We start from the raw sequence: 17,194 nt of genomic DNA on the forward strand, positions 1-17,194 counted from the left end.
GGGTGGGTCTTTCCTTCGCTGGGGGGCGGTTCGGGGATCAGGCCGAGGAACTGAGCTGGACCCACTGCGCGACGCTGGGCACGCCCTGGTCGTTGAGCAGGAAGAGCATGTACCAGCCGGGCGGCGCGGCCTTGGCGTCCGGCGGGGCCTGGAACTCCAGCCGGTTGCCGGCCCGGCTGGTGAGCCGCAGCTCGATGTGGCGCTGGCTGGTGTTGACCGAGTGGGTCGAGGTGGTCGGCGCCAGCAGGACGGCCTTGGCGGCGAGCCCCGGGGTGGTGCTGGTGACGGTGAACTTCTTGTCGTAGCCGACCGGGGTGGTCGGCGCCCGGTCCAGCTGGGGCCGGTTGCCCTGGTTCAGGTAGGCGGGTTCGTAGATCTCGATGGTGCCGTTCATGGTGACGGGCCCGGTCGTGCCGGGGATGCCGCTCACCGTGCCGTTGACGTCCGGGTTGTTGGCGAGCTGCTGGAGCTCGTCGCCGGTCACCATCACGCGCCCGTCGGGCAGGACCACGGCGTTGGAGTGGTAGCCGCGCGGGAGCCGCTGGACCGGGCCGAGCTTCCAGTTGCCCTGGTCGTCGCGCAGTTCGACCTGGCGGTACTTGAGGTCGGCGTTGGGGTTGTACGGGCCGTTGCCGTAGTCGCGGATGTCGTACGCGCCGTTGACGGTCATCAGCCGGCCGTTGGGCAGCAGGAGGGTGTCGTCCTGGGTGCGGCCGAAGGCGCGGGACTTCTCGGCGGTCCAACTGCCGTTGGAGAAGCGCAGGGTGCTCGGGTTGTCGCGGTCGCCGCCGAGGATCAGGGCGGAGTCCGGGCCGTTGACGCCGCCGGGCAGCATGACGGCGGAGCCGTAGTTGCGCGGGCGGCCGTCCGGGCGGGCGGTGAGGTCGCTGCGGGACTCGGCGACCGGGTCGAACCTCCACTGCTCGGTGGGCTGGCGGCCGAAGCCGTAGACGTTGCCGTCGTTGAGCGAGAACAGGTGCGGGTAGTCCGTGGTGAACGGGGCGTCGGCCTTGAAGCGCTCCACCGGGGTGTTCTTGGGAGTGTCGTTCTTGCCCTGGGGGACGGGGAAGCCCTTGGCGGGGAAGCGCTCGACCACCGGGGTCGGGGTGCCGTGGCCGAGTTCGGACTGGCCGGACATGATCAGCTGCCGGCCGTCGGCGCCGGTCACCACCGAGGGGTACCAGCGGCCGACCGACATGTCGGGGTTGCGGGTCCAGGTCTCGGTCCACGGGTCGAAGATCAGCGACAGCTTGGCGCCGGTGCCGCCGTTGCCGCCGAGGTTCCCGCCGAAGACGCCGAGCATGCCGTTGGGCAGGAAGGAGTGGCCGGAGCAGAAGAACGGCACCGGGCGGGGCTCGTTGAGGCCGTCCGGCATGTCGGAGACCGGCGGGGTGACCTGTTTGAAGGCGTCCTTGCCGGTGCCCTTGGCCGGGTCCCAGAGGAAGGCCCGGCCGGCGTTCTCCTTGCCGGTGGTCTGGGTGGGGGCGGGTTCCTTCTCCGGGTTGGACTCGATCCGCTCGAAGGAGAACAGCAGCACCTTGCCGGTCGGCAGCAGCGCGACGTGGTCGCCGAAGTCGGGGGAGGAGAAGTACTCCTTGAACGTGCCGAACACCGCCGGGTCGAAGCCGGCGTTGGTGCTGGCCTGGGAGGCCGTCAGCGCGTTGTACCGGTTGGTGCGGGTGGTCTGCGGGTAGTCGCCGATGCCGCGGATGGCGGCGCGGGCCCGGGCGTGCTCCTCGGCGTGTTCGGGGCCGAGCGCGGCGACCTCGTCGTCCCGCATCTCGGCCATCACCCGGGGGGAGGCGATGTGCGGGGTGAGGTCGTTCTGGCCGGGGGTGGCCGGCCCGCCGTGGGCGGCGGCCGGGCCGACGGCGGCGAGCAGGGTGCCGGTGGTCACCGCGCAGACCACGGCGGTGGCCGACAGCCGGCGGCGGGCCCGGCGCCGTGGCTGCGGTGCGGACGGGGACATGGATCTCCTCGGGGAGGGGGTGGGCGGGGAGGGTGGCGAATGCGGACGGACGGGCCGTGGGCGGGCGCGGTCCAGCGATGGTCGCCGACCGTCACAGGAGATCACAGTGCGTGGTGGTTCGCCTGCGGATGCATCCCGCTGCGGACCCCTGTGACGGGCGGCCCCGGAGTGGCCGTGGACCGGCCCCGGAACGGCCGAAAGGGCGCGGACCGATCGGTCCGCGCCCCTCCGGTGCCTCACTCTCCGGCGCAGGTCACACCATGCCCAGCGCGTACGCGGCGAACAGCGCCGCACCCGCCGCAGCCAGTGCCTTCCCGGCCCGGGAGAAGGCCGTCCACGGCCCGTCGAACCGCCGGGTGAACCACCCGATCGCCACCAGCACGGCCCCGAACAGCGGAAGCAGCGCCACCCGGGCGGCCACCCAGCCGATCGAGTCCGGCGCGGTGGTCAGCCCCGGCACGGCGCCCAGGCCGGCCGCGCCGGGCACCGCCACCGCGAGCATCGCGCTCTGGTGCCAGCAGAAGATCGTCATCGCCGAGAGGTTGACCGCCACCACCGGCAGCCACAGCAGCGGACGGCGGGTCAGCAGCCGGCCCAGCCGATCCCGCAGCAGCACCGCGGCGCCGCACTGCGTCGCCGCCAGGGCCAGCACCAGCAGGGACGGCGGGTGCGAGTTGGTCCGCTCCATCCCGGGCACCCCGACCATGCTGGCCGGGTAGTGGAACGCCAGCAGCAGCGTGGCGAACAGCGCGCCGCCGCCGACCAGCAGCACCCGGGCCACCGGGCGGCCGAGTCGGCCCTGCGCCCACAGCACGCCCAGCTGGTAGCCGAACAGCCAGCCCGGCAGGATGTTCAACAGCCCGACCCAGGACGGCACCGCCTCCGCCCACGGCCCGTACCGCAGCAGGTCGACCGCGGCGACGGCGGCCACCAGGACGCCCGCCGACCAGCCGCCCAGCCGGCGCCCGGCCGCCACGCACAGCGGGGTGAGCGCGGTCAGCCCCAGGTAGACCGCGATGTACCAGAGCGGCTGCACCACCAGCGTCGCGCCGGTCCGCACGGTGTCCCCGGGGACGCCGAGCGCGGGCAGCAGCGCGATCAGCAGCGCCCAGACGGCCGTCACCCCCAGCACCGGGCGCAGCAGCCGCACCGACCGGCCGCGCAGCCAGCCCAGGTACGTCACGCCCTTGGCCCGGGCCCGCTCCAGCGACTGGACCGAGGAGTGGCCGCCGACCAGGAAGAACACCCCGAGCATCTGGAGCACCCAGCTGATCGGGGCGAGGCCGCCGAGCGAGGAGAGCGGGCTCGCGTTGTGCAGGGCGCCGTCGGCGGAGAGCGTGAAGCCGCCGAGCAGCCAGTGCCCGACCGGCACGGCGAGCAGGGCGAGGGCGCGCAGCCCGTCCAGGGCGCGGTCGCGGGTCTCGGGGGTGCGGGCGTCGACCTGGTGGGCGGCGCGGCGCAGGGCGGTCAGCGGGTGGGCCATGGCGGTGCTCCTTTCGGTGAGGCGGTCAGCGGTCAGCGGTCGAGGCCGAGGGCGATGGCGGCGAAGGCGGTGAGCGAGGCGGTGCCGGGGGCGAAGTAGCCGGCGTGGCCCTCGGATCCGGTGGCGGGCAGCGGGCGGGCGCCGAAGCCGGGGGCGGTCGGGTCGGCGCCGTGGCCGAGGCCGAGCACCGAGACGAAGGGGACCCGGCCGATCCAGTCGGAGTCGTTGCGGGCGGTGGCCCAGAGCGGGACGCGCGGGTCGAGGGCGGCGGCCGAGCCGACGCCCATCCCGGGCGAGCCGAGGACGACCACGCCGGAGGCCTGGTCGGGCCCGGGGCGGGCCAGCCCGCAGACCACCGAGCCGTAGCTGTGGCAGAACACCGTGGCCGGGGCCTGCGGGCGGGTGCTGACGGCGAGTCCGTCGAGCAGCCGGGTGAACCGCGCGGCCCCGGCCCGGGCCAGGTCCTCGGTGGCGGCGCCCAGGCCGATCCCGACCGGGGTGGTGTAGCCGGTCCAGGCGATCACGGCGCTCTGCCGGTCGGTGGCCCGGTAGAGCGAGCGGGCCATGCCGGCGGGGGTGCCGTACGAGCCGGGGGAGCGGTCGAAGTTCTCCAGGTCGTTGTCCGAGCCGGGGACGACGACGGCGGTGCGGCGGGCGGTGGCGAGGTCGCCGAAGACCTCGGCGACCTCGCCGCGATCGCGCGGGTCGAAGACGAGGATCCGGCGGTCGCCGTCCAGCAGGGCGCGGTAGCGCTCGGCGCGGGTGCGGGCCTGCTCGTGGTCCTGCGGGGTGAGCGCCGGGTCGGTGGCCCGGGCGAGTTCGCGGCCGAGCTCCGCGGTGAGGGCCAGCGTGTTGGCCCGGTACCGGAGTTGGACCGGGGCGCCGTCCAGGTTGCCGACCACCAGCGGGTGCCGGACGGCCAGCGCGTCCTGCTGGGCGGGCGTCAACTCGGCGAAGAACGCGGCGACTTCGGCCGGGGTGGCGGTGGCCGGGTCGGGCGGGTGGAGGCCGAGCGCGGTGTCGGCCACCCAGGCGGCGCTGCCCGGCGGCGGGCCGGTGACGGCCTGTTGGGCGTCCGTGGAGAAGCCGCCGAGACCGAGCACCGCGGCCAGCATCACCGTACTGGCCGCGATGGCTCTCTTGACCCGAAACTTCCCCATGTCCGGCCCCTCCCTGATCCGTTCGACTTCGACGGAAAGGAAGGTAGAAATGCGACGGCCCCGCGGACGTCACACCGCGGGGCCAACTCCCGGGTGCTACCGGGGTACTACTCGAGGTATCGCTCGGGTACCAAGGGGGGGTGTCTCCGGACCGGAGCCCTCGGGTTGGAGCCGCCGAGGGTCACCGGACCGGCGTCACTGGCCGGGCGTCACGAGGCCGGACTCGTAGGCGAGGACGACGGCCTGGGCGCGGTCGCGCAGGTCGAGCTTGGCGAGGATGCGCCCGATGTGGGTCTTGACGGTCTGCTCGGCCAGGACCAGCCGGCCGGCTATCTCCTGGTTGGACAGGCCGCGGGCGATCAGCTCCAGCACCTCGGTCTCACGCGGGGTGAGGCCGTTGAGCCGCAGTTTGGGATCGCGCCGCCGGGCCGGCCGGTTGCGGGCGAAGTCCTCGATCAGCCGGCGGGTCACCGAGGGGGCGAGCAGTGCCTCGCCGGCCGAGACCACCCGGACCGCGGAGATCAGGTCGGCCGGCGGGGCGTCCTTGAGCAGGAAGCCGCTGGCCCCGGCGCGCAGCGCCTCGTACACGTAGTCGTCCACGTCGAAGGTGGTCAGCATCATCACCTTGGGCCGGTGCGCGCCGGGGACGGCGGGGTCGAGCAGTCGGCGGGCGGCCTCCAGGCCGTCCATGACGGGCATGCGGACGTCCATCAGCACCAGGTCCGGGTGGGTGCGGCCGCTCACCTCCAGGGCCTGCGCGCCGTCGGCCGCGTCCCCCACCACGTCGATGTCGCTCTGGGCGTTGAGCAGGGCGGCGAAGCCGGCCCGCACCATGGCCTGGTCGTCGACGATGATCACGCGGATGGTCATGCGGGCTTCTCCCGGGGGGTTTCGAGGGGCAGGACGGCGGCGACCTTGTAGCCGCCGTCCGGCATCGGGCCGGTCTCCAGCCTGCCACCGACCAGCCGGGCGCGTTCCCGCATTCCGATCAGTCCCTGTCCGGTGCCCTCCATGGAGGCCTCCAGCGACTCGGTGTGCTGGGGCGGGGGCGTGTTCACCACGGTCAGCAGCAGGGTGGCGCCCTCGTCGACCAGGGATATCCGGGCCCGCGAGCCGGGCGCGTGGCGCACCACGTTGGCCAGCGCCTCCTGCACGATCCGGTACGCGGACAGGGCGACCGCCTTCGGCACCGCCTCGGCCAGCCCCGGATCCACCGTCAGTTCGGCCGGGACCCCGGCCCGCCCCACCGTCTCGATCAGCTGCGGCAGTTGCTCGATCCCGGGCTGCGGCACCTTCTCGGCGGCGGACTCCTCGCTGCGCAGCACGCCGAGCAGTCGGCGCATCTCGGTCAGCGACTCGCGGGCGGTGCCGGCGATGGCGGTGAACTCCTCGGTGGCCGCGGCCGGTACGCCGGTGATCCGGTACGGCGCGCTGGCCGCCTGTACGGCGATCACCGACATGTGGTGGGCGACCACGTCGTGCAGTTCCCTCGCGATCCGGGCGCGCTCCTCCAGCAGGGTGCGCCGCTCGCGTTCGGCCTCGCTGATGTGCTCCTGTTCGGCGAGCAGCCGGCGGGCCTCGGCGCGGTCCTGGACGGCCCAGCCGAGCAGCAGGGCGGCGCCGCCGAGGGCGACCAGCAGCATGGTGGTGCCGTCGTCGGCGTGCGGGAAGCCGAGCGTGGTGGTGAGGAGGGTGAGCAGGATCGTGGCGATCCAGACCGCGATCAGGGTGGCCCGGCTCTCCCGCAGCGCGAGCGCGATCAGCAGGAAGACGTACGCCAGGATCATCGGCGCCGTCCACGGCCAGGTGCCGCCGAGCTGGTGGTGCCGGGCGGTGATGGAGGCCGTGGTGACGAGGGTGGCCGCGCTGATCCACCAGGCGGCCAGCGGCCGGGTGATGGCGAGCAGCAGCGGCGAGGTCTGGGCGATGGTGAGCGCGCCGGCGATGGGCACGGCGACGCCGTAGAAGTCGACCAGGGCGACGATCCCGGTGGGGATCAGCGAGGCCTGCATGATCAGCGCGACGACGTAGGGCAGTCGGCGCAGCCAGGCCCGGGGCGAGTCCCCGAGCAGCGGGGTGGACCCGCCGGTCGGGGTGGTGAGGTGGTGCCGGAGCGAGCGGAGCAGCCGGAGGGCCTGCGCGCGGACTTCGGTCGTGGTGATCGTCTTCATCGCGGGCCAGCCTAAGAGGGTGCCGACCGCCCGTCGTCGCACTGGGGTCGAACATCGGAGTGCTACCGGGGTAGGGGGTGCTACCCGGGTACTACTGCTCCCGGCACGGTTCCGGGGCCGGGAGCGGTGCCCGCGGTACTACTGCGGGCCGGTATGACTGCGGGCCGGTACTGCCGCGTGGCCGGTACTACTGCGGGCCGGTGCGCCAGTGGCCGGCCAGGGCCGGGCCGAGCTGGTCGAAGTGGCGCTCGATGACGGCGACCATGCCCTCGGGCCCGGCGGGCTCCTGGTCGGGGGTCCAGGACAGGTGGGCGGCGCGCAGCACGCTACCGAAGACGGCGGCGAGCACGGTGGGGCGCAGGTCCTCGACCGGGTCGAGGCCCTCGCGCTCGGCGATTACCCGGACGACCACCCGTTCCTGCTCGGTGACCCGGCGCAGGTGGGTGGCGAGCAGGGTGGGGGTCTCCTCGATCATCCGCATCAGTTCGAGGGCGGTGGTGATCGAGCGGGGGCCGGTGCGGTGTTCGGCGCCGAGTTCGCGCCAGGACTGGACGATCGCGGCGCGCAGGGCCTGGAGCGGGGACTCGTGGGCCGGGCGGCGGCACAGGCACTCGATGAAGTAGTCCTCGGCGTCGGCCATCACGGCGAGCGCGACCTCGTCCTTGTTGGCGAAGTAGCGGAAGAAGGTGCGCTGGGAGACCTCGACGGCGGAGGCGATCTCGTCGACGGTGGTGCGGGCGAAGCCCTGGCCGAGGAAGAGCACGTGGGCGGCCTGGACGAGGGCGTCCCTGGTCTGCTGCTTCTTGCGCTCGCGCAGCCCTGGCAGCCGTTCGGGGGTGCCCGGGGCGGCGGTGGGGGTGGGGGTGCGAGCGGCCATGGCGGGGCCTTCCGAGCGCGTGCGGGCGGGGTGAGGAGCACAACCTTAGCGCTCTGACAAATGTCAGCCAGAGCCAGAAGTCAGTGTTTGCCGAATGTCAGTGGCTGACATAATCTGCCGGAAGTGGCGCTCGCCGACCGGGCACTCGTGGGGACGGGTGGGTCGCGGCGCCACGCCCACGTTCCGTTCTCTGCCACGCCCCCGGAGGGCCCCAGATGAGCCAGTCCGTCGTCAAGAACGCCAAGGCGGACGTCCCGCCGCAGCGCACGCCACCGGGCGGGGGAGGGCTCAAGGGGCACCCCTGGCTGACCCTGCTGACCGTCGCGGTCGGCGTGATGATGGTCGCCCTGGACGGCACGATCGTCGCCATCGCCAACCCCGTCATCCAGGCGGACCTGAAGGCCGCGCCCTCCGAGATCCAGTGGGTGACCAGCGGCTACCTGCTGGCCCTGGCGGTCTTCCTGATCACGGCCGGCAAGATCGGCGACCGGTTCGGCCACAAGAACACCTTCCTGGTCGGCGCCGTCGGCTTCGCCGCCACCTCGGCCGCGATCGGCTTCGCCGGCAACATCCAGACCGTGATCGCCTTCCGGGTGCTCCAGGGCCTGTTCGGCGCGCTGCTCCAGCCGGCCGCGCTCGGCCTGCTGCGCGGCGCCTTCCCGGCCGAGAAGCTCAACATGGCGATCGGCATCTGGGGCGGTGTGATCGGCGCCTCCACCGCGGCCGGCCCGATCGTCGGCGGCCTGCTGGTCGAGCACGTCAACTGGGAGTCGGTCTTCTTCATCAACATCCCGGTCGGCCTGATCGCGCTCGGCCTCGGCCTGTGGATCCTCAAGGACGTACGGGCCGAGAAGGCCGCCAAGTCCTTCGACCTGCCCGGGATCGCGCTGCTCTCGGTGGCGATGTTCGCGCTGGTCTTCGGCATCATCAAGGCCCCCGAGTGGGGCTGGGGCGACGCCCGCACGCTGCTGTTCCTGGGCGGCGCGGTGGTCCTGATGGTGCTCTTCGCGTTCTGGCAGGCCCGGGCGAAGGAGCCGCTGATCCCGCTCAGCCTGTTCCGTTCGGTGCCGCTGTCGGCGGGCACCCTGCTGATGGTGCTGATGGCCTTCGCGTTCTTCGGCGCGATCTTCTTCGTGACCTTCTACTTGCAGAACGTGCACGGGATGTCGCCGGTGTCGGCCGGCGTCCACCTGCTGCCGATGACCGGCATGATGATCATCGGTTCGCCGGTGGCGGGCATCGCGATCGGCAAGCTCGGCCCGCGGATCCCGATCGTGGCCGGCATGCTGATCACCACCACCGCGATGTTCGGCATGTCCACCCTGGACGCGGGCTCCGGCACCGGCGTGATGTCGCTCTGGTTCGTCCTGATGGGCCTCGGCATCAGCCCGGTCATGGTCGGCGCCACCGAGGTGATCGTCGGCAACGCCCCGCTGGAGCTGTCCGGTGTGGCCGGCGGCCTCCAGCAGGCCGCGATGCAGGTCGGCGGCAGCCTCGGCACCGCGGTGCTCGGTGCGCTGATGGCGGCCAAGGTCGGGGACGTGCTGCCCGGCAACTGGGCCAAGGCCGGCCTGCCGCCGGTCCAGGGCGCCGAGGCCGAGGGCCTCAAGCAGGCCGCGCAGCTCGGCATCGCCCCGCCGGCCCCGGCCGGCACCCCGCAGCAGGCGGTGGACGCGATGGCCGGCGCCGTGCACGACTCCTTCGTCAGCGGCATGTCGCTCGCCTTCGCGGTCGCCGCCGTGGTGGCCTTCGGCGCCGCGGTGCTCGGCCTGCTCACCCGCCGCGGCACCGTCGACGCGGGCCCGGCCGTCCACATCTGATCCCGCGCGGCCAGCGGCCAGCGGCCAACGACCAACAAACCAGCGGCCCCGGACTCGACCGAGTCCGGGGCCGCTGCGTGCCGTCATCCGCCGCCGCGAGCAGACTGGACTACCCGGATGTACCCGGGTACGCCGAAGGGCCGGACCTCCGTGCTCGGAGGCCCGGCCCTTCAGGGTCTAGCGGGTGATCAGGCGTCGCCGCCGGCGGCGCCCGGGTCGGCCGCGGCCACGTCGAGCAGCTGGTAGCGGTCGATCGCGTCCTTCAGCGCGCTGCGGTCGATCTTGCCCTGCTTGGCGAGCTCGGTGAGCACCGCCAGGACGACCGACTGCGGGTCGATGTGGAAGAAGCGACGGGCCGCACCACGGGTGTCGGCGAAGCCGAACCCGTCGGCGCCCAGCGACTGGTACTGACCGGGCACCCAGCGGGAGATCTGGTCCGGCACCGCGCGCATCCAGTCGGACACGGCGACGACCGGGCCCTCGGCACCCTGGAGCTTCTGGGTGACGTACGGCACGCGCTGCTGCTCCTCGGGGTGCAGCAGGTTGAACTCCTCGGCCTCCACCGCGTCGCGGCGCAGCTCGTTCCAGGAGGTCGCGGACCAGACGTCGGCCTTGACGTTCCACTCCTCGGCGAGGATGCGCTGGGCCTCCAGGGCCCACGGCACGGCCACGCCGGAGGCGAGGATCTGGGCCGGGATCTGGCCGGCGGTGCCCGGCGCGTACCTGTGCAGACCCTTGAGGATGCCCTCGACGTCCACGTTCTCGGGCTCGGCCGGCATCTTGATCGGCTCGTTGTAGACGGTCATGTAGTAGAACACGTCCTCGCCGTGCGGGTGCTCGGCACTGGTGCCGTACATCCGCCGCAGACCGTCCTGGACGATGTGCGCGATCTCGAAGCCGTACGCCGGGTCGTACGCGACGACGCCGGGGTTGGTCGAGGCCAGCAGCTGCGAGTGGCCGTCGGCGTGCTGGAGGCCCTCGCCGGTCAGCGTGGTGCGGCCGGCGGTGGCGCCGATCACGAAGCCGCGGGCCAGCTGGTCGGCCATCTGCCAGAACTGGTCGCCGGTGCGCTGGAACCCGAACATCGAGTAGAAGACGTACACCGGGATCAGCGGCTCGCCGTGGGTGGCGTAGGAGGAGCCGGCGGCGATCAGCGAGGCGGTGCAGCCGGCCTCGGAGATGCCGTCGTGCAGCATCTGGCCGGTCGGCGACTCCTTGTAGGCCAGCAGCAGGTCGCGGTCGACCGACTCGTAGGTCTGGCCGAGCGGGTTGTAGATCTTCGCCGACGGGAAGAGCGAGTCCATGCCGAAGGTGCGGTACTCGTCGGGCGCGATCGGCACGAAGCGGTTGCCGATGCCCTTGTCCCGCATGAGGTCCTTGAGCACCCGGACGAACGCCATGGTGGTGGCGATGGTCTGGTTGCCGGAGCCCTTCTTGACCGCCTTGTACGCGTCGTCGCCGGGCAGTTCCAGCTGACGCGGGCGCACCTTGCGGGTCGGCACGTAGCCGCCCAGCTCGCTGCGGCGGTCGTGCATGTACTGGATCTCTTCCGAGTCGCGGCCCGGGTGGTAGTAGGGCGGGTAGCCCTCGTCGAGCTGCTTGTCGGTGATCGGCAGGTGCAGCCGGTCGCGGAAGCGCTTCAGGTCCTCGACCGTCAGCTTCTTCATCTGGTGGGTGGCGTTGCGGCCCTCGAAGTTGGGGCCGAGCGTCCAGCCCTTGACCGTCTGGGCGAGGATGACCGTCGGCTGGCCCTGGTGCTCGCGGGCCGCCTTGAACGCCGCGTAGATCTTCTTGTGGTCGTGGCCGCCGCGACCCAGGTGCTGGACCTGCTGGTCGGTCATGCTCTCGACCATCTTGCGCAGGCGCAGGTCGCTGCCGAAGAAGTGCTCGCGGATGTACTGGCCGGTCTCGGTGGCGTAGGTCTGGAACTGGCCGTCCACCGTGGTGTTCAGCTTGTTGACCAGGACGCCGTCGCGGTCCTGCGCGAGCAGCGGGTCCCAGCTGCGGTCCCAGACCAGCTTGATCACGTTCCAGCCGGCGCCCCGGAACTGGGACTCCAGCTCCTGGATGATCTTGCCGTTGCCGCGGACCGGGCCGTCCAGGCGCTGCAGGTTGCAGTTGACCACGAAGGTCAGGTTGTCGAGGCCCTCGCGCGCGGCCAGCGACAGCTGGCCCAGCGACTCCGGCTCGTCCATCTCGCCGTCGCCGAGGAAGGCGTAGACCTGCGAGTCGGAGGTGTCCTTGATCCCGCGGTGCTCCAGGTAGCGGTTCATCCGGGCCTGGTAGATCGCGCCGAGCGGGCCGAGGCCCATGGACACGGTCGGGAACTCCCAGAAGTCCGGCATCAGCCGCGGGTGCGGGTAGCTGGAGAGGCCGTACGGGGCCTTCGACTTCTCCTGGCGGAACGCGTCGAGCTGCTGCTCGGACAGTCGGTCCAGCAGGAACGCGCGAGCGTAGATGCCGGGGGAGGCGTGGCCCTGGAAGAAGATCTGGTCGCCGGACTCGCCCTCGGCGTCCTTGCCGCGGAAGAAGTAGTTGAAGCCGACGTCGTACAGCGACGCGGAGGAGGCGAAGGTGGCGATGTGCCCGCCCACGCCGATGCCCGGGCGCTGCGCCCGGGAGACCATCACGGCCGCGTTCCAGCGGGTCGCGTTGAGGATCTTGCGCTCGATCTCCTCGTTGCCGGGGAAGAACGGCTCGTCCTTGGTCGCGATGGTGTTGACGTAGTCCGTGCTGCGCATCTCGGGCACGGCGACACGCTTCTCGCGGGCGCGCTCGATCAGGCGGAGCATCAGGTAGCGGGCGCGCTCGCGCCCCCGCTCGTCGATGGCCGCGTCAAGCGACTCCAGCCATTCCGCGGTCTCCTCGGGATCGAAGTCCGGGACCTGACTCGGAAGGCCGCCAATGATGATCGGGTTGCGATCGGATCCGGAAGCCACGCTGTTCCTTCACTGTCGGTCGAAACTGAGGTGTGTCGCGCCGCCTCCATCGTGCTACCGCGCTCGGAGATCCGTCATCTCTACCGATCGGTAACCGTTCCGCCTGGTGGGCGGGACGGTCTGGCGGTGCGCGGTCCGGGCGACTTCGCCCGCCCCGCACACCCCCGGGTGCTACGTACAGAGGTGGTCCGACCTGGTGTCCCGTCCGCCCGATGGCGGGCGGCCGGGGTGAGGGCCAACAGGAGACTCTACGCCCGCGCACGCGCGGACCCGAATGCCGTTCGTATCTCGGGCATCCGTACGCCCTGTGGGCCGGGACCACCCGAAGCATCCTTGTCTCATGCAGAGAAGGGCAAATCGGTGTGATTCCCGACACAAGGAACGGCGTGTCCCCGCTGTGGCACGTCAACCTTTGGGGGGGATCGGGGGTCGGGTACTTGCGCGAACCGCCGCGCCCGTGTGGACTACGGCCACAGCCTCGGCATGGATGCCGGGCCGAATACTGGAGGTTATTCCCGTGAGCGCGACCGCGGACCCCGCGGACAAGTCCAACCCGGCGACCCGTCTCGGCTTCGAAGAAGGCCAGATCATCCAGGAGCTGGGGTACGACGACGACACTGACCAGGATCTCCGCGAAGGCATCGAGGAGCTCACCGGGACGGATCTCGTCGACGAGGACTACGACGACGTCGCCGACGCCGTTCTGCTGTGGCACCGCGACGACGACGGGGACCTCACCGACTCCCTCGTCGATGCCTTGGAGTACCTGGCCGAGGGCGGTCTGATCTGGCTGCTGACGCCCAAGACCGGGCGTGACGGCCACGTCGAGGCGTCCGACATCGCGGACGCGGCCCGCACCGCCGGTCTCTCCCAGACCAGCTCGATCGCGGTCGCCAAGGACTGGGCGGCCACCCGGCTCGCCACCAAGTCCACGGCCAAGCCGGGCGGCAAGCGCTGAGCGGGCTCTGAGGCCCCGCACCGGGCCCCGCCGGAGGATCCCTCCGGCGGGGCCCGATCGTTTTCCGGGGTCCGGAACCGGCGGCGGCGCCCGCCCGTGTCATCACGGAGCGTGTTCACCCGGGGTCGCGTCGGCCTCGGAGCCGGCCCGGAGACGCGTTCGCCCAGGGCGAAAGCGGTGAAGCGTGCGGGTGCCGCCCTCATCCATTCGGCGGAACGTGCCCGAACGGATGCGAGGATGGCGCTGGCCGCGCCGCCCGCGCGGCACGGTCGCGTCAGAAAGGTCACGTCCATGGCCATCGAGGTCGGCACCGAGGCTCCGGACTTCGAGCTCAACAACCAGCACGGCGAAGCGGTCCGCCTCTCCGACTTCCGGGGCGAGCGGAACGTCGTCCTGGTCTTCTACCCGTTCTCCTTCACCGGCGTCTGCACCGGCGAGCTCGGCGCCATCCAGCGGGAGCTGGCGCAGCTGCAGAACGACCGGGTCCAGGTGCTCGGCGTCTCCTGCGACTCGCAGTTCACCCAGCGCGTCTTCGCCGACCGGGAGGGCCTGGAGTTCCCGCTGCTGGCCGACTTCTGGCCGCACGGCGAGGTCGCCCGCGCCTACGGCGTCCTCGACGAGCGGAAGGGCTGCCCCGTGCGCGGCACCTTCGTGATCGACACGGCGGGCACGGTGCGCTGGAGCGTCGTCAACGACCTCCCGGACGCCCGGGACGAGCAGGAGTACCTGAAGGCCCTCGGCGCCCTCTGAGGCCCCGCGTGGAGGCCCGTGGCGGTGGCCGCGGGCCCGGCCCCGCGAACTTCGAACAGCCGCGCCGGTCCCGTTCGCACGTCCGGACGGGAACCGCGCACTACGCTCGGTCCGTTGGTCGGGTGGGGCACGTGAGCCGCTCGCCGGCCGGCGCCTCGAACCGCACCACGGGGGCACCAGGGCGTGCCTCCCGATTCTTGGAGGACAAGTGGGTGTCAGCCTGAGCAAGGGCGGCAATGTCTCGCTCACCAAGGAGGCCCCGGGGCTTTCGGCCGTGGTCGTCGGCCTGGGCTGGGACGTCCGGACCACCACCGGGACGGACTTCGACCTGGACGCCAGCGCGCTGCTCTGCAACGAGCAGGGCAAGGTCGCCTCGGACGGGAACTTCGTCTTCTTCAACAACCTGAAGAGCGCGGACGGCTCCGTCGAGCACACCGGTGACAACCGCACCGGCGAGGGCGAGGGCGACGACGAGGCGATCAAGGTCAACCTGGCCGGCGTCCCGGCGGACGTGCAGAAGATCGTCTTCCCGGTCTCGATCTACGACGCCGAGAGCCGCGGGCAGAACTTCGGCCAGGTGCGCAACGCGTTCATCCGCGTGGTGAACCAGGCCGACAACGCGGAGCTGGCCCGCTACGACCTCTCCGAGGACGCCTCCACCGAGACCGCGATGGTCTTCGGCGAGCTGTACCGCAACGGCGCCGAGTGGAAGTTCCGGGCCATCGGCCAGGGCTACGCCTCCGGCCTGCGCGGCATCGCCCAGGACTTCGGCGTCAACGTCTGACCGGACGACACCGGACGACACCGGGCGACACCGGGCAACACCGGACGGCGCCGGGCGACACGACACGGCGCCGGACGGCGGCCGGTCGCCCGGCGCGGGAGCCTTGTACGGGGCGGCCCCGGACCTTCAGAGGTCCGGGGCCGCCCCGGCTTCGTGCCGGCTCCGTGCGCTGCGAGGATGTGAGTTCAGGAAGTTCAGCCGGCCAAACGGGGCCGGCCCGGGCCGTGGGGGACTACACCTTGTAGGCGCGCCCCGGGAGAAGGCAAGGGAGGAAGAACAGTCATGGTGGTCACGCTCGCCAAGGGCGGGAACGTCTCGCTCACCAAGGCCGCGCCGAACCTGACGCAGGTCCAGATCGGCCTCGGCTGGTCCGCCCGTTCGACCACGGGCGCACCGTTCGACCTCGATGCGAGCGCCCTGATCTGTGGTGGCGGCCGGGTGCTCGGTGACGAGTACTTCGTCTTCTACAACAACCTCAAGAGCCCCGAGGGCTCGGTCGAGCACACCGGTGACAACCTCACCGGCGGCGAGGAAGACGGCGACGACGAGGTGGTCCTGGTCAACCTGGAGCTGGTTCCGGCGCAGGCGGACAAGGTGGTCTTCGCGGTGTCGATCTACGACGCCGAGGCGCGGCTGCAGAACTTCGGGCAGGTCCGCAACGCCTACATCCGGGTCGCCAACTCCCTCGACGGCCAGGAGATCGCCCGCTACGACCTGTCCGAGGACGCGTCCAGCGAGACCGCGATGATCTTCGGCGAGCTGTACCGCTACGCGGGCGAGTGGAAGTTCCGCGCGGTGGGCCAGGGCTACGCCTCCGGCCTGCGCGGCATCGCCCTCGACTTCGGCGTAAACGTACAGTAAGGGCGAAAAGGCGAAAATCAGAACAATCGCACCCAACCTACGATCATGAGAACAGAGGGCAGTGCGGGGGTGACCTGACCGGGCCCGGCCCGGTCAGGGCGTCTCGGGACGAGGCCGCCCCCGGCACGGCCCGAAACCCGAAAGGTAACCAAGTCCCGTGTTCCTCCGCACTTTCGGCTGGTCGTTCGCGATCACCGTCCTAGGCCTGATCGCGGCCGGACTGCTCTGGGGGGCCCAAGGATTCGGCATCGTGCTGATCCTCTCCATCCTGGAGATCTCCCTGTCGTTCGACAACGCGGTGGTCAACGCCACGGTGTTGAAGCGGATGAACCCGTACTGGCAGAAGATCTTCCTGACCGTCGGCGTGCTCATCGCCGTCTTCGGCATGCGGCTGGTCTTCCCGCTGCTGGTGGTCGGCCTCACCGCGAAGCTCAACCCCGCGACGGTCATCGACCTCGCGCTGCACTCCAACGCGACGCACGACGGCCTGACCTACGGCCAGTACCTGGAGGCGGCCAACCCCGCCATCGCGGCCTTCGGCGGCGTCTTCCTGCTCATGATCTTCCTCGACTTCGTGTTCGACGACGAGAAGGAGCACAACTGGCTGGGCTGGATCGAGCGCCCGCTGGAGAAGGTCGGCAAGCTGGACGCCTTCTCCAGCGTCGTCGCGCTGGTCGTGCTGGTGCTGGCCTCCAACTTCTTCGCCGGGGAGCACGCTGAAACCGTTCTGCTCGCCGGTGTCCTCGGCCTGATCACCTACCTCGTGGTCGGCGGCCTCTCCTCGATCTTCGAATCGGGTCTGGAGGAGGACGCCGAGCGCGAGGAGGCGGCCGAGAAGTCCGGCAAGTCGATCCTCCAGGTCGGCGGCAAGGCCGCGTTCTTCCTCTTCCTCTACCTGGAGGTCCTGGACGCCTCGTTCTCCTTCGACGGCGTGGTCGGCGCGTTCGCCATCTCCAGCGACATCTTCCAGATCACCCTGGGCCTGGGCATCGGCGCGATGTACATCCGCTCGCTGACCGTCTTCCTGGTCCGCAAGGGCACCCTGGACGACTACGTCTACCTGGAGCACGGCGCGCACTACGCGATCGGCGCGCTCTCGGTGATCCTGCTGGTCGGGATCAAGTACCACATCCCGGAGATCGTCACCGGCCTGATCGGCGTCGCCTTCATCGGGCTGGCGCTCGGCTCGTCGATCCTGCGCAACCGGCGCGAGGGCGCGCAGGACGAACCGGAACTGGTGAGCACGAGTACCGGCGAGTAGTCCGCCGGGTACGCGAAACGGCCGCTCCCGGGAATCCGGGGGCGGCCGTTTCGCGTCGCGGTGCGCCCTAGGGCGTGTCTGACAATTCGCGGCGGATCAGCGCGCGGCGTTGGGCGCCCGGCTGGGCGTGCCGGCGAAGCGTCCTCGTACTGGGCCGTACT

At 71.5% G+C, this 17,194-nt stretch carries 13 protein-coding genes; 6 read left to right on the top strand and 7 right to left on the bottom strand.

From position 1 onward, the window contains the following. Positions 1-37: 37 nt before the first annotated feature. The 6 genes from AB0R04_RS11190 to AB0R04_RS11215 form a co-directional block, all read right to left on the bottom strand. Complete coding sequence (locus AB0R04_RS11190) at positions 38-1,969, bottom strand: galactose oxidase-like domain-containing protein (protein ID WP_363370045.1); 1,932 nt, start codon at positions 1,967-1,969, stop codon at positions 38-40. 253 nt (positions 1,970-2,222) lie between these two features. Then, the gene (locus AB0R04_RS11195) at positions 2,223-3,452 is read right to left on the bottom strand and encodes an acyltransferase (RefSeq protein ID WP_063347448.1); all 1,230 of its coding nucleotides are present in this window, start codon (positions 3,450-3,452) and stop codon (positions 2,223-2,225) included. A gap of 32 nt (positions 3,453-3,484) precedes the next feature. Next, positions 3,485-4,567 carry an alpha/beta hydrolase gene (locus AB0R04_RS11200; RefSeq protein WP_363370071.1) on the bottom strand — a complete coding sequence of 361 codons (1,083 nt, stop codon included), beginning with the start codon at positions 4,565-4,567 and terminating at the stop codon, positions 3,485-3,487. A gap of 240 nt (positions 4,568-4,807) precedes the next feature. After that, positions 4,808-5,482, bottom strand: a complete 675-nt coding sequence (locus AB0R04_RS11205; RefSeq protein WP_063347446.1) for a response regulator transcription factor — start codon at positions 5,480-5,482, stop codon at positions 4,808-4,810. Then, complete coding sequence (locus AB0R04_RS11210) at positions 5,479-6,783, bottom strand: sensor histidine kinase (protein WP_363370048.1); 1,305 nt, start codon at positions 6,781-6,783, stop codon at positions 5,479-5,481. Before AB0R04_RS11210 ends, AB0R04_RS11205 begins: the two co-directional genes overlap by 4 nt. 187 nt (positions 6,784-6,970) lie before the next feature. After that, positions 6,971-7,660, bottom strand: coding sequence for a TetR family transcriptional regulator (locus tag AB0R04_RS11215; RefSeq protein WP_363370050.1), 690 nt, complete (start codon positions 7,658-7,660; stop codon positions 6,971-6,973). A 215-nt stretch (positions 7,661-7,875) separates the two neighbouring features. Here AB0R04_RS11215 and AB0R04_RS11220 point away from each other — a divergent pair, with 215 nt between their 5' ends. Continuing rightward, positions 7,876-9,480: an MFS transporter gene (locus tag AB0R04_RS11220; RefSeq protein ID WP_063347443.1), complete on the top strand. Its 1,605-nt coding sequence runs from the start codon at positions 7,876-7,878 to the stop codon at positions 9,478-9,480. Positions 9,481-9,668: 188 nt separating this feature from the next. On the opposite strand, the gene aceE is transcribed toward AB0R04_RS11220, so the two are convergent. Further along, the gene (gene aceE, locus AB0R04_RS11225) at positions 9,669-12,419 is read right to left on the bottom strand and encodes a pyruvate dehydrogenase (acetyl-transferring), homodimeric type (protein ID WP_063347442.1); all 2,751 of its coding nucleotides are present in this window, start codon (positions 12,417-12,419) and stop codon (positions 9,669-9,671) included. A gap of 517 nt (positions 12,420-12,936) precedes the next feature. On the opposite strand from aceE, the gene AB0R04_RS11230 reads away from it, so the two are divergent. The 5 genes from AB0R04_RS11230 (at position 12,937) to AB0R04_RS11250 (ending at position 17,033) form a co-directional block, all read left to right on the top strand. After that, positions 12,937-13,377 carry a DUF3052 domain-containing protein gene (locus tag AB0R04_RS11230; RefSeq protein ID WP_063347441.1) on the top strand — a complete coding sequence of 147 codons (441 nt, stop codon included), beginning with the start codon at positions 12,937-12,939 and terminating at the stop codon, positions 13,375-13,377. Positions 13,378-13,668: 291 nt separating this feature from the next. After that, positions 13,669-14,127 (top strand): peroxiredoxin, encoded by a 459-nt coding sequence (locus AB0R04_RS11235; RefSeq protein WP_063351080.1) that lies wholly within the window; start codon positions 13,669-13,671, stop codon positions 14,125-14,127. Between the two features lie 208 nt (positions 14,128-14,335). Next, positions 14,336-14,911, top strand: a complete 576-nt coding sequence (locus AB0R04_RS11240) for a TerD family protein (RefSeq protein WP_063347440.1) — start codon at positions 14,336-14,338, stop codon at positions 14,909-14,911. Positions 14,912-15,193: 282 nt separating this feature from the next. Further along, complete coding sequence (locus AB0R04_RS11245) at positions 15,194-15,772, top strand: TerD family protein (RefSeq protein WP_363370054.1); 579 nt, start codon at positions 15,194-15,196, stop codon at positions 15,770-15,772. Between the two features lie 157 nt (positions 15,773-15,929). After that, the gene (locus tag AB0R04_RS11250; RefSeq protein WP_363370055.1) at positions 15,930-17,033 is read left to right on the top strand and encodes a DUF475 domain-containing protein; all 1,104 of its coding nucleotides are present in this window, start codon (positions 15,930-15,932) and stop codon (positions 17,031-17,033) included. Positions 17,034-17,194 lie beyond the last annotated feature (161 nt).

Source organism: Kitasatospora sp. NPDC056731 (genome assembly GCF_040687675.1).
Lineage (GTDB): Bacteria > Actinomycetota > Actinomycetes > Streptomycetales > Streptomycetaceae > Kitasatospora.

Bases quoted from the DNA above. Each gene is read 5' to 3' on its own strand.
- AB0R04_RS11190 (WP_363370045.1), bottom strand. From the start codon at position 1,969: ATGTCCCCGTCCGCACCGCAGCCACGGCGCCGGGCCCGCCGCCGGCTG.
- AB0R04_RS11195 (WP_063347448.1), bottom strand. From the start codon at position 3,452: ATGGCCCACCCGCTGACCGCCCTGCGCCGCGCCGCCCACCAGGTCGAC.
- AB0R04_RS11200 (WP_363370071.1), bottom strand. From the start codon at position 4,567: ATGCTGGCCGCGGTGCTCGGTCTCGGCGGCTTCTCCACGGACGCCCAA.
- AB0R04_RS11205 (WP_063347446.1), bottom strand. From the start codon at position 5,482: ATGACCATCCGCGTGATCATCGTCGACGACCAGGCCATGGTGCGGGCC.
- AB0R04_RS11210 (WP_363370048.1), bottom strand. From the start codon at position 6,783: ATGAAGACGATCACCACGACCGAAGTCCGCGCGCAGGCCCTCCGGCTG.
- AB0R04_RS11215 (WP_363370050.1), bottom strand. From the start codon at position 7,660: ATGGCCGCTCGCACCCCCACCCCCACCGCCGCCCCGGGCACCCCCGAA.
- AB0R04_RS11220 (WP_063347443.1), top strand. From the start codon at position 7,876: ATGAGCCAGTCCGTCGTCAAGAACGCCAAGGCGGACGTCCCGCCGCAG.
- AB0R04_RS11235 (WP_063351080.1), top strand. From the start codon at position 13,669: ATGGCCATCGAGGTCGGCACCGAGGCTCCGGACTTCGAGCTCAACAAC.
- AB0R04_RS11245 (WP_363370054.1), top strand. From the start codon at position 15,194: ATGGTGGTCACGCTCGCCAAGGGCGGGAACGTCTCGCTCACCAAGGCC.